8 protein-coding genes are annotated in these 12,116 nt (G+C 57.9%); 5 read left to right on the top strand and 3 right to left on the bottom strand.

Annotated elements, in window-relative coordinates; genetic code table 11:
• Positions 1–116: 116 nt before the first annotated feature.
• Positions 117–596 carry an Lrp/AsnC family transcriptional regulator gene (locus PQQ52_RS31835; RefSeq protein WP_408220537.1) on the top strand — a complete coding sequence of 160 codons (480 nt, stop codon included), beginning with the start codon at positions 117–119 and terminating at the stop codon, positions 594–596.
• Between the two features lie 408 nt (positions 597–1,004).
• Here the strand turns inward: PQQ52_RS31835 and PQQ52_RS31830 are convergent, their stop codons facing one another.
• From PQQ52_RS31830 to PQQ52_RS31820, 3 genes are all read right to left on the bottom strand, one after another.
• Positions 1,005–2,576, bottom strand: a complete 1,572-nt coding sequence (locus PQQ52_RS31830) for a tyrosine-type recombinase/integrase (protein ID WP_408220535.1) — start codon at positions 2,574–2,576, stop codon at positions 1,005–1,007.
• Positions 2,573–3,514 carry a DNA-binding protein gene (locus tag PQQ52_RS31825; RefSeq protein ID WP_408220533.1) on the bottom strand — a complete coding sequence of 314 codons (942 nt, stop codon included), beginning with the start codon at positions 3,512–3,514 and terminating at the stop codon, positions 2,573–2,575. Before PQQ52_RS31825 ends, PQQ52_RS31830 begins: the two co-directional genes overlap by 4 nt.
• A 501-nt stretch (positions 3,515–4,015) precedes the next feature.
• Positions 4,016–4,627, bottom strand: a complete 612-nt coding sequence (locus PQQ52_RS31820; protein WP_408220532.1) for a hypothetical protein — start codon at positions 4,625–4,627, stop codon at positions 4,016–4,018.
• A 971-nt stretch (positions 4,628–5,598) separates the two neighbouring features.
• On the opposite strand from PQQ52_RS31820, the gene PQQ52_RS31815 reads away from it, so the two are divergent.
• The 4 genes from PQQ52_RS31815 to PQQ52_RS31800 are packed head-to-tail and all read left to right on the top strand — an operon-like array spanning position 5,599 to position 12,107.
• The gene (locus PQQ52_RS31815) at positions 5,599–8,358 is read left to right on the top strand and encodes an integrase catalytic domain-containing protein (RefSeq protein WP_408220530.1); all 2,760 of its coding nucleotides are present in this window, start codon (positions 5,599–5,601) and stop codon (positions 8,356–8,358) included.
• Positions 8,336–9,448: an ATP-binding protein gene (locus PQQ52_RS31810; protein WP_408220528.1), complete on the top strand. Its 1,113-nt coding sequence runs from the start codon at positions 8,336–8,338 to the stop codon at positions 9,446–9,448. The genes PQQ52_RS31815 and PQQ52_RS31810 overlap by 23 nt, the downstream gene beginning before the upstream one ends.
• The gene (locus tag PQQ52_RS31805) at positions 9,445–10,833 is read left to right on the top strand and encodes a TniQ family protein (protein WP_408220526.1); all 1,389 of its coding nucleotides are present in this window, start codon (positions 9,445–9,447) and stop codon (positions 10,831–10,833) included. The genes PQQ52_RS31810 and PQQ52_RS31805 overlap by 4 nt, the downstream gene beginning before the upstream one ends.
• Positions 10,830–12,107: a TniQ family protein gene (locus tag PQQ52_RS31800; protein ID WP_408220524.1), complete on the top strand. Its 1,278-nt coding sequence runs from the start codon at positions 10,830–10,832 to the stop codon at positions 12,105–12,107. Before PQQ52_RS31805 ends, PQQ52_RS31800 begins: the two co-directional genes overlap by 4 nt.
• The last annotated feature ends 9 nt before the right edge of the window (positions 12,108–12,116 follow it).

Below are 12,116 nucleotides of genomic sequence, written 5' to 3'. Positions count from 1 at the left end.
CAAATATGCGGCGCTGGCGGCGCCGGCCCACCGGGGCGCAACGACCGGTTAAGCCGTCCGCGATGAGCCTGGTGGCCCTGCGCGTCAATGAAAGAACTGTTTTGAAGAGGTGAGCGGTGGCAAGACACGAGTTGGATGAAATCGACGTCAGAATTCTCGAGGAATTGCAGCGTGACGGTTGTTTGACGAACGTCGAGCTTGCTTCCCGTGTCAACCTGTCGCCGTCACCGTGCCTCGCGCGGGTGAGGGCGCTGGAGGCGCGCGGCGTGATAAAGCAGCGCGTCACGTTGCTGAGTGCGGAGCAGCTCGGACTGAACGTGAATGTGTTTATCCAGATTTCACTCGATAAACAGGTGCGCGATTCGCTCGACACGTTCGAGCGTGCCATTCGATGTCTGCCCAACGTCATGGAGTGTTACCTGATGTCCGGCGACGCGGACTACCTCATTCGTGTCCTCGTCCGTGATGTTCATGCGCTCGAGCGGCTCATCGTGGATGAATTGACGCGCATCCCCGCTGTGTCGAATATCCGCTCGAGCTTCGCGCTCAAGCAGGTGATGTATGGCACCGCGCTACCCGTCACGTCCCGGCGGTAGTCCCTGCTGCATTTGGGCGTACGGCGCACGCTCTGAGCAACAACCCATTTTGGCGACTCTGCTGTCGCTCCGGGTGGCGCGTATCGGGTCGAGTGTAGGGGCGAGCCATATAACCTTTACCGCAATGTTCCAAAGGCTCGCTGTGTGCCCGGAAACGGTCGCCTGAGAGTAGGAATGTCGAATGTCTCGTTTGGGTCGGGCGCGCCTTCATCGAAGTCGACTGGAGATCTTCGACGCTGCGCCAAGCGGACGACCGGTTTTGAGCAGTGAGCGGGCATACCAGCGCCGATGGGCGAACGACCGCAATGGTCGATGAGCCGGCAGAGCAACGGCACGGGGTAATTGCAATCGAACGACGATGGGTATTGAACGGAGGCGGGCTGGCATTTTTGTCGCAATCATCGGCGGCTACTTTGTTTGCGGAAAACTTCCCTCCACAAACGCACGCGTCTGCGCCAGATCGGTCTTCGCATAGGCGGCTGTCGTCTGCACCGATGCGTGACCGAGCAGCGTCTGCGCGACCGGCAGCGGCACCGCGTGCTCCACCACCAGCGCGCGCGCATAGCCATGCCGTAGCCAGTGGGTCGATGCTGCGCGCAGCATCGTGCGCGTCGCCAGATCTCCGGATGACACCTGCGCTTCGGCGGCCAGAAGCACGGCCTTGACCTCGTCGTACAGGCCGCTGTGACCCAGCGCGTCGCGCTTCTCACTGTGAATGAGGGGCACCCGTTCAAATGGTGACGGCCGCTCCGGCAGGGCCCGTGCAAGACGGTAGGCGCGCAGCGCCGGCATGCAGACGGACGGCAGCGGAATCGACCGGCGCTTGCTGCCTTTTCCCAGCACGTGGAGTGTCCACTGATCCTGCGGGTCAACCTCAAGCCTGGGCAGGCCCTCCGCTTCAGACCACGCCAGTTCTGCGAGTCGCACGCCGGCATAGCGATACAGCGACCAGATCGCGCGGCGACGCGCCCAGACCAGCGCCGACATTGTGGCCGGCGCGGTGCCACTGACCACCGCGTCGCACAGCGCCAGCACCTTGATTGGCATGATCCGGGACGGCGTCCAGCTGTCACGGGTGGCTGCGCCGCCGGACAGTTCAGCGGCGGGATTGGCGATCACGTAGCCGGTCCGCAGCCAGTAGCGGAAAAGGCTCGACACAACGGCGAGCGCCCGGGCACGGGTGGCGGCCTGCAGGCCAGCCGATTGGTTCCGTGTGGTGCCCGTCGCGGGTGTGGTGCGGCGGGTGCGCTCGAGCGACGTCCTGTACGTGAGTAGGTTGTCCCGGGTCAGGTCGGACAACGGCCCCAGTTGATGGCGATCGCACCACAGGATCAGGCGTCGCAGTTCCGCCAGATAGGCGCGCAACGTGTGGGGCGAGCGGCTTGCACGCTCGCGCAGGAAGAGGGCGACGGCCTGGGCGTCGTCCGCCACGCCCAGCGTATTGGTGACGGGCGACGCATTGGCAAAGCGGCCCGCGCGCGCCAGCCAGGCGCGGCCGGATGCGTCCGTTCCGGGCGCAAGCGCCGCCAGCCAGACGGCGGGATCGGCCGACGGGCTGGTGGATTCCGGCATTGCGACGGCGGTCATGGGCGCGTCTGCGCTCACCGCCGGCATCGCTGGTCGTGTGCCCGGCTGGTCCGGGGCGAACCTGAAGCGCCGGTGCTGCTTCAGCAGACGCAGCAGCACTGTGGCGGGCGCCGGTGCGCGATCAGGGGCGACCACCCGAAGCCGTCCGCGCTCCCAGTACTCGATGGCCGCATCGTGATCGAGCAGCAGCGCGAACACCACAGGATGGTCACGTTTTGCGTCGGCGAGCGACGGACAACCGCGCTTGAGTAACGTGAGCGTCCAGCGCGTATAGACCGGGTGGCCGGTGGCATCGGCCATGTATGCAAGTGCGGCGTCGATACCGTCAGGCAGGCGCTGCGGGGGCGCCGTGGCGGTATCGACCCAGCCGGCGAAACCGGCTGACCTGTTCATTTGGAGCGCCGCCGGTTGCTTGCGCTAGGTGCCGGCGACCCGCTGGTTGCCTTCCTGTGCCGGGATGGCCCGGTGGTGCCGGCGCGACTGTCCGGGATCCGCAGCAGCGCACGCTGTTCCGCGACAAGCGTGGTGAGTGCCGCCGCCTCTGCGGCCGCCCGCTGATGCGCGTCGCGCTCAGTGGCCAGGTCGGCCAGCAGGCGATCACGCAGCCCCTCGAGCGCTGCTGCCCGTTCCTGCGCCCGGGTGATCTGTTCCGTCAGACGTTCGCGTTCGGTCTGCAGCGCGTGGCGCTGATGTTCGGTTTCCTGCAGCAGTTGCCTGGAGAGACCTTCGTAGCGCGTATGAATTGCGGCGAATTCCTTTGCGTGCGTCTCTTTCTCTTGCACCAGGCTCGAGGCGGCCGCGTCCAGTTGCCGCTGCAGGTCTGCGGCGGCCGTCCGGTGAGCGTCGGACCGCTCGGTCAGGCTGCGACAGTCGGCCCGGAGGGTCGCCAGTTCGGTGTCGCGCGTGCCAAATTGCGAGCGCAGTTCCGCCAGTTCAACCCGCAGCATTTCCGTGCGCAGGTCGGCGTCGCGGTGAGCTGCGGCCGATGCCTCCGCCTGTTGTATGGCGCCAGCCCGGAGCCGCATCACATCGTCAAGCTGGACGGCGACGGCCGCCTGCCATAAGGCGCGCATGTGCGCCGCAATTTCGTCGGGCAGATCGGGAATTGCCACGCCAGCCAGGCCCGAGCGGACCACTTCGGCCTCGATGTCGTTCAGTACGCGCGACAGGGTGGAAGGGTCACCGGCTCCGAGCCGTGCGCGCAGTTTGCGCACCGACACGACCTTGCGGAAACGCGTGCCGGAGGGCGGGTCAGGGTCGCCGGCCTCGGCGAGCATCGCGAGCACGGCAGAACGGATGTCGTCACGGGTGACGGCGGCGGGGCGCGGCATGACGGATCTCCAGTGCGCCGCCCAGAGGTGCGGGCCCGGAGGGGCGGGCAGGGCACGTGGGCGCGACGCAGGCGGGAAATTCCACTTTAGATTACGCACACGGCTTACGCCAGAAAACCGGTTTCCAGCCGGGAATAAACAGGGAAGCCGCGATAACATCGGTTATCACCGCAAACGCCTCCGCCCCGCTCGGGGCCAACCAGACCGTGCGTACGCGCGATGGAGAACACCCGTTATCGCGACGAGTCTTCCTGAAAAATCTGTGTTCCTAACGGGTATTGATTATTGATTGGGCTAAGCAGCGTTATCTGTCGTTAGCTGGGGACGGTCCGGTCCGTCAAATGAAAGGAATGCGAGAAATGGCTGAAAAATGTAGGGAAAAGTCTCATCTGCCAAGATGAGGTCTTGGCTACGAGTGATCAGCCTGAGAAGCGCCGCCATGCGTACTCTATCGCAGATGAGCCTCGCTTCCGCCCAGAGTCCGACAAGCGTTTCAAACAGTCAAAATACCAGTGGGGCTTCGGCCTGGTAAGGATCCCATAGCACGGGTCGGACACGTAGAATTTGAGATGCTATCTCCGGTGGCAACACGCACTCGTCGAGCGGGTGGCGTCGCCACGCTGCGTGTTCGTTTTCTCGCAAGGGGTCGGGGTCAAAGAGCGCCGGTCGCACCACGTCCGGGAGTTCGAAAAGCAATGCCCGCAACTCCATTAAGGTTGTGTCGGGATGCAGCATTTTGAAAACCCGAAGGTCGAGCGAGGGTCCGGCTAGTGCACCTCGCGAATCCGCGCTTATCGTGCCGACAAGATCGAATCCAAATTTGCCCCGTGGCCCGCGGATCGGCGCGCTTTTACCAGAAATGTAACGTTGCATCAGATTGCTCGACCGTTTTAGACCGTCAGCGCGTCCCAGTGAGCTATCTGCTGCTGAGTACTCAAGCGAGATTGTCGACGGCTTCTTCCGCAAATAGTGGCAAACGGCGTAGGCCCACGCCATGCCGCGCAAGCCGTTGAGGCGCTCCAGTCGGGTTGGTTGGGTTTGAATGTCTGGTGTTGCGAACGGCAAAATCCACTTCCTGCGAGGGCGGAGTTCAGACTGCGCGGAATCGTTCATTCGTAAGGTCCCCAAAAATGTAATTGAAACCATGGTTGCATTTACCGGCGATGTCTGTGACATCTGACGTCTCAGGGCGTTACTATCCTGAAGTTGGTGGTCGGTCGCACCCCAATTATTTTGCACTGCGTTCGCCATGATCATCAATGTTGAGGTTTACCCGCGAGGTCCGAATGGCCGGTGATTTTCGATATACAGCGGATGCCTTAGCCGAGTTGGAGGCCAGGCTGGAGGGGCGGTACGGGGCTCTGATGGGATCAGCTGCGCTGGCTGACGCGTTAGGATTCGCCTCGGTTGGCGCTTTCAGGCAGGCTTGCTGGCGCGGGAGAATCGGGATACCGATGTTCGCTGTCCCGGGGCGGGGCGGACGATTTGCACTCGCGCAAGATGTTGCTCGGTGGCTGTGGACGCTGCGCGAATCAGCTCATTCCCAAGCGTCGAACCGTTGAGCAATCCAGATTCTGGCCGGCGTCGTGCGAGAAGTCTAAATATGGAAGGAGTGAAATGACCATGCGCCGGCTAAATGCGTGGACACGAGTTTTACCGTATTAGCTCCTGTGACGTCTTCGCGGAGCGCCGCGTGTCAGAGGGGTCGTAGAAATATGCCGTGCATTAAACAGAATACCACCCTGCAGTAACTTGCCAAAGGAAACGATATGAAGGAATCCTGATTTGTGAGGCCAAATGGAAAAAGGCCCTTGGGCGACAACCCAAGGGCCTTTGGAGACTGCTATTACGCAACTGATACTGTCCCTATCCTAGTAGGCCTCCATTCCGCTGTCAAGTGCAAAACGGTCCGCCAGTGCAGCGGCTGGCTGCGTGCACTCAAACAAATCGCCACGCGCTTTTGAGATGGTCAAAAAGCCGGAGGGAGGCGCGACATCGCCCGCCGTCGGCGGGGGTGCGGTCGCCATCAGACGGACCCAACGGCCGTGTGCGTGTTTCAACATGATGTGGTTTGGGGATTACCTATGCTTTCTGATAATGAGTTTGATAAATACGCCGCAAGAACGGGGCTGACCGGTAATCCGTTTGTGTTCGTCGAGGAAATCCGGCGACGGAAGGCAGAGCCAGTCATCGGAAATAGCCAGCGCGAAAATTCGCTGGTATTCGTCACATCGAGAAAGATGGCTGGTCGGCAGATACGGACGCGGAGCCGGTCACTTCACGCAAGCGCTGTGAAGTGGCACGAGTTCAATCCGGCCGTCGCAGAGTATTACCTCAATGCACACACTTTTGATCTCACCAGCCGCGATGATACTGGCAAGGTTCGAAACCGGCAGTCGCATACGGTGCAACTCCTCGTCCTTGCCGACGACGAACCTTATTTCGAAGACTGGCGTGAAGAGAAGGATCTCACCGAGGCAGAGCGACGCGATGCCGAGCGCCACGTCAAGATGTCCCGCTACCATCGCGACGAGTTGGGGCGCTGGCATGATCGTTTGCTTGAAGATGCATGCGGCCAGATCGGCCTGAAGCATCGCTTACGTACCAGTAGTGACATCCCACGCACATTTGTCGAGAACATGCGTGTGCTCGAGGACTATCTCGATGATCGAAATCCCTTGTTAGCGACCGACATTATCGCGGATCTCCGCGAGATGGTTAGCAAGGAGCCTGTGCGTTATCTTGACCTACTCGACAAGGATGGACTGAGCGCGGATCTGCTGCTTTCTGCCATTGCAACGGGCATCGTCTACGTCGATCTTTCCTGTGTGCAAGTTCGCGATCTTGACCAGCTTATACTCTTTCGCGACGAGGGTATGAGCCGCGCTCACGCTTCCCTGGTTGAAGGTGTGCTGCCTCAAGAAGCTGTTCCCCTGCCTGGGGTCGGTGCGTTACAGCTCGGCATGACCATCCGCTACAACGACCAGAACTGGGAACTCATTCATCAGAGGCTGGATGACACCGCCGAGGTCCTGTTCCGCACCGCAGACGGTCGCCAGATAGTCATGCCGCGGCATGAGGCGCTGCAGTTGCTAGTCGCGCAACAAGACCACTGCGAACGAAAGCTGACCCTGCAGGCCGAAAAGCGCCGGTCGCTCGCGGACTTTAGCTCTGATGCATTGAAGTTGGCGGCAAGCAAGCTTGCAGCGGTACGCGATGGCTCAGACGGATTTTCTGCGTCTACGCTTTCAAGAGCGAAGCGGGTGGTTAGAGGCGCTGCGTCGACTATCGACGCGCTCATTACGCTCGCAGGTCGGCACGCAGACAAAGGTCACCGCGGACCTCGTCTTCCGGCTGCTGTTGATAGGCTCGCGACCGAGTGCATCGTCAAGCACTACAACAGCCCGCCTGCACCGAGTGCAAGACAGGTGCATGACAAGTTCGTCGAGCGTTGTGTCGCGACGGGTCTTAGCCCTATGTCCTACGTTACTTTCCTCAAGCGGGTGAAGGACCACGTGAGCTTGCGGGACCGTCAGGGTAAGCGTGTCGCGTATCGTGATTCTGATATTCCGCTGATTCTTGACATTCGGGAGCCAATCCACGGGTTATTTCCGCACGAAGTCGTCTATATCGATCACACTTTGGTCAACCTGATGACGGCAGGTCCCAATCGCGAAGATTGGGGAAAGATATGGATAACGGCAGCGGTCGATGGGCACGTGCCAGTGACACGTGCTCTTTATCAAAGCTACGATCCCCCTTCGGCTTGGTCGGCTCTGATGGTCTTGCGGGATTACGTGCGTCGTTGGCGACGTCTGCCACGCGTGGTAGTGGTCGATGGAGGGAAAGAGTTCCGTTCACATGCGTTCAGGATCTTCTGCCAGATATTCGGAATAGATATCCGTTATCGGGGTCCCGGGAGGCCACGCGGTGGAGCGCCCGTTGAGCGGATGTTTGGGGTGACCGAACAGGAACTCATTGGGGGACTCGAGGGCAGTTCCATTCAGTTAAAGGACGCTCGCATGACGACCAAGTCAGTCTCGCCGAACCAGTTTCGGATCTGGACATTTCCCGTCTTCTGCCGTGCCCTGGAGCATTATCTCTTCAAGGTTCGCCCTCTAGCCGTGCACACACGACTAGGGGTGTCGCCGCAAGACTTTGAACATATGCGATTGCAGCAGACAGGATTTCGGCTACATACAACGGTCGAGTTTGACGAAAATCTACTGCTACTTACCTGTCCATCGCCTCCCCAACCCTCGCACCGAGTCTATCCACACAGGGGAATCTGGGAGAGCGGGCACTACTACTGGCACAGTGATTTTTCTAGGCTTGCGGGGAAAAAACTGGAGGTTCGGATTGAGCCCTGGAAGGCCTCAATCCTCTATATCAATACGGGGTCTAAGTGGATCGTTGCCACTGCCCGTAATGTGGACCCACTGAAAGGCCGTACCCGCTATGAAGTCATTCAGGCACAGCGGGCACAACAGATTTTTGCAAGGCTCGCGGCCGAACGAGATCGCCGAAAGCCCGAGCGCGCGACTCGGCTTGTGGAGGCGCGTGACCCGCTTAATTTTGATCTTACGATAGCGACAAAACAGGAAGTCATGGTGGGTTACTACCGCTCCTTGAATATGGGCATTGCGAAGTTCGACGAAATGGAGCGGTCGGATTCCCCGAAAATACCTGAGGTTCCAGGTTGCGAGCCGCCAGACGAGGGCGGTGTCTGGGCTGCCGATGAGGCCAAGGGTGATTTCTCATCCTCAACCCTGGTGGTGGCAGACGAGCTTAGGGCCATGTCCGAAGAACTTGGAGGCTGCGATGACGAAACCGCACTCATCTGAGCATATCCGCCAGATATCCATTGCCGAAAGGCTGCGCTATGGCCGCCTTACCCGTGAGCAGGCGATGGCCCTATCAGATAACGAAAAGAGACGTTACTTTTATTCGATTCAGGTGCGTCACCGAAATCTGGCGAACGTTGAAAAGGAGCTGTCGCGCTATATAAGCGGAAACACCGACACTCGCATTCTCACGCTGATTGGTCCGCCAGGCGCAGGAAAGACTTCTTTTGCAGAAAATATTCTAGCGAACCGTCTTAAGGCAACAGAGCTAGGCCAGCGCCCGTTCATTATGGTCTCGACACCGGCGCACGGCAGTAACAAGGTGCCATGGACGGGCATGTACAGAAAAATTCTAAAGGCCGGTGGAGAGCCACTCGTCGACTTCAAGCGCGTGACCGACGTCGCGGATGGAACCGTCAAGGTTCGAAGTAATTCGATCGGCTCCCTTTCCGCCCTTCGGGATTCGATTGAAAGCATGCTAAAAAACCGGATGACGCTTGTTCTAGCGCTTGATGAGATACTTCACATGCTACGTTTCGGTGCGCACCACGACGCGATTATGGACACCTTCAAGAGTCTGGCCGACGAGACATCCTGCCAGATACTTTTGATTGGCTCCTACGATCTTTTTGACCTAGCCTACAGTTATGGGCAGGTCGCACGTCGAGGGGAAATCTTTTATCTCGGCCGATACGGTCACAATTTTACCGCGGCGAGTAGGCCGAGTGCGCCGGCCAACGTGGAAGATCTCGAAGAATACACATCCATCGTTCTCAAACTCCAGGCTAGATGGCCTTTGGAGGACGTGCCCCAGTTTACTGACATCGCCGAAGATCTGATGAAAGAGACACTGGGCATTGTGGGACTTCTCAAGGAATTTCTAACTCAGTGCCTCGTTTTACAGATTGAGAACAAAGGGAAATGGAACTCAGCGTTCGTCTATCAAGCGATGAAGAAACCATACGTCATCCGAAAAATAAGAAATGAAGTCGAATCTGGCGAAAAGAAAATGCGGGAGGCAGGTTTTTTCGACACTTCTTTTGGTTCGGAGTTTGCCAGCAAGATCGGTGTGAAGAGGTTCGTGGCATGACGAAACGATCTCTCGACGCTGAAAAGATGAGCTCTGCACCGATCCCCGAGAGCAGTGCTGAAGCAGCGTATCCGGTGCTGCCAATTCTTTATCCACTGAAGCCCAAAGGTATTGGTACGGGACAATGTGAAAGCATCGTCAGTTATCTCTGCCGTCTTGCCAATGAGCATCATTTCGCAGTAGATATTTTGATGAATAGGATCTTGTCTGAGATAGGTGATGAGGACTTTTCGAACTGGCAGCACTTCTCAAATTGGAGCAGTAACGTCGCTATCAATATCTCTGCACCACAAAGGACTTCTCGCTTGCTCGCGGCCTTGGAGGCGTCGACCGGAGTGTTGGACATTAGCAATCTTTCACTGCGCAGATTGAGTGATGCAGTTGACCTTCGCGGGTCGTCATCGGTTCAGCAACATCATTGTCCGGAGTGCTTTCGCGAGAACTCTGATCCTTTGGCAGCCCATCGGCCAATGATCTGGGATCTTTCGCTCGTCCGTGTATGCCCGATTCATCATGTTCCTCTTATCTCTTCGAAGTGTGGCGCTCCTCAATCTGGTCGTTTATCTCGATGGAGACGGTTTCATGCGCCGGGTATCTGCGCGACTTGTGGAAGCGTTGGTTATCGATGTTGCGCTACAGATGGTGGTGCCGTCAGTGAAGGGGATCTCTGGGTCGCCAATGAAATGGCGGCTCTAGTCTCATGCGTCTCGAGCGGTGAGCAGTTTTTCGCGATAGACACGCACAGAAGCGTTATAGAGATAGCTACGTCGATTGGCGATGGTTATCCCTACAGATCCGCAAAGATCTGTGGGTTCAGCAAGGCACGGTTGTTCGACTGGATCAACGCTACGAAAAAAGTGAGGCTTGGCGCGTTGATTGCGCTGTGCGCGGCTTCCGGCGTAAGTGTGGTCGATGCGCTGCGCGGGCGAACCGCGCCAAGTCAAACACCAGTTCAGCATCAATACGTTGGAGCTCGGAATCCCCGGCGAGCCGCGGCGTTGACGCGCCGGGCTCTGACGGTGCGCGAGGCGGTGATCGCCGACGCTTGTCCGTCACTCAGAAGCGTCGCCGAGTCGCTTGGTATTAGCATCAAATATCTTGAGCAGAGTTTCCCAGAGGAATCTAAGAAGATAGTCCTGCGTCGTCGGCAATGCGCTCGAGCCGAGACCGCACGCCGTCAGTCTGATGCAAATATGCTTATGCGAGAAATTGCTAACGAACTCGCGGAGGCAGGACGCCGATTCACAAAGCGAAACATATGGTTAAAATCGAAGATCTTGGTAACCAATCGGTCACGATTTGAAGCATCCTGGTTGAAGATAAACAGTGAGTTATCCGACGAAGAATATTCTGTTGATGTCGTCGATGCGGGAGATAATGAGTGAGCGGAGCCACGAACAATCTAAATGATGCGACGCCAACTTGTACGGTGCTGTATTCGCTCGCTCCAAAGGGTCTGGGTACGCACGAATGCGAATCGCTTTTAAGTTATGTCGCGAGGTTGGCGGAGGCTCATCGTGTTTCACTCGCCGCCCTGTGTGAATATGTCCGCCAGCAAACACCTAGCGCAGGTTGGCGGCGGTGGTTGAATCCGGTTGTGGGGTTGTCGCTCCGTGTGCCCGAAGCTTTTATTAGCACTCTCATTGCATTGACTGGGCAATCTTCGATAAAGCTTTGCTCATTCGATAGCCTATCCAACGTGGTGCACCTACATAAAGCGCAAAACTTCAGATCGCAAAGGCACTGTCCGATGTGCGTAAAACGTACTCGATATCCGGAAGGCTGGCATCGTCTGATCTGGAGCATCGAAATCGTGCAAGCCTGCCCTGAGCATAAGGTCCTGCTAGTGGATTCGACCTGTGGTGCATCGCACGACGAATGGGTTTATCAAAGCGATCGTGCCTATACGCCTGGTGTCTGCAAGAATTGTCGAAAGCCTGGGTTTGCTTGTATCGGTAAGGCACCCCAAAAAGCGGCTGCGCAGCAGTTATGGGTGGCTAAGGAAGTCGGAAAGCTGGTCCAAGCGATAACTCGCGGGGAACGCTTCGATGCAAGCAGACTGCCGTCAGGGATCTCGATTATCGTTAAGCAGAGGTGGAAAAACACAGCAGAAGCGGCAAGAGAGCTTGGAGTCGCATTTTCAACACTTCATCTTGCGCTGTCCGGCGAAGCCCGTATAAGCCTGAGACTACTGGTATCGCTCTGTTCAGCCGGCGGTGTCAGCGTTGTGTCTGTCTTGCGCGGCGAAGTTAGTAGCCTGCTTCGAAAGCGCGAGCCAATCGTTTTTCAGAGGTATTTTTCAAAAGACAAGCAACCGAGGCGCGTATCGCGGTTACGAAGTGAAATTGAGCGAGTCTTGGCTCGGGAGCCTGATGTACGGTTGGTGCGACTGGCCCAGATGGTTGGCGTCGATACGAGCTTTTTCTATCGGAATTTTCCAGATGTGATAGAACATCTGAGGGAGATGCGAAAAACGGAAGCGCCTTTGAAGCGTTGGAGGGCGAACCTTAAACTTGCGCGACGCTTTCTGGCGGCGAAACGCGAACTGCTTTCTTTGGGCCGCGAGTTCAGCACTGTGAATGTCTACAATTCTGTTGGGGTAATAGTACGTTCCGGAGTGCCTTTACGCCTGTATCTCTTCGTGCGCGAAAAACTCTAACTTAAAGTG

Source organism: Paraburkholderia sediminicola, from assembly GCF_046030555.1.
GTDB classification, from domain to species: Bacteria; Pseudomonadota; Gammaproteobacteria; order Burkholderiales; family Burkholderiaceae; genus Paraburkholderia; species Paraburkholderia sediminicola_E.
The sequence above is the reverse complement of the archived record's forward strand: the minus strand, read 5'-3'. Positions and strand labels throughout refer to the sequence as shown.

Excerpts from the sequence above, each read along its gene's own strand:
- PQQ52_RS31805 (WP_408220526.1), top strand. The coding sequence starts at position 9,445 with ATGACGAAACGATCTCTCGACGCTGAAAAGATGAGCTCTGCACCGATC.
- PQQ52_RS31810 (WP_408220528.1), top strand. The coding sequence starts at position 8,336 with ATGACGAAACCGCACTCATCTGAGCATATCCGCCAGATATCCATTGCC.
- PQQ52_RS31815 (WP_408220530.1), top strand. The coding sequence starts at position 5,599 with ATGCTTTCTGATAATGAGTTTGATAAATACGCCGCAAGAACGGGGCTG.
- PQQ52_RS31820 (WP_408220532.1), bottom strand. The coding sequence starts at position 4,627 with ATGAACGATTCCGCGCAGTCTGAACTCCGCCCTCGCAGGAAGTGGATT.
- PQQ52_RS31830 (WP_408220535.1), bottom strand. The coding sequence starts at position 2,576 with ATGAACAGGTCAGCCGGTTTCGCCGGCTGGGTCGATACCGCCACGGCG.
- PQQ52_RS31825 (WP_408220533.1), bottom strand. The coding sequence starts at position 3,514 with ATGCCGCGCCCCGCCGCCGTCACCCGTGACGACATCCGTTCTGCCGTG.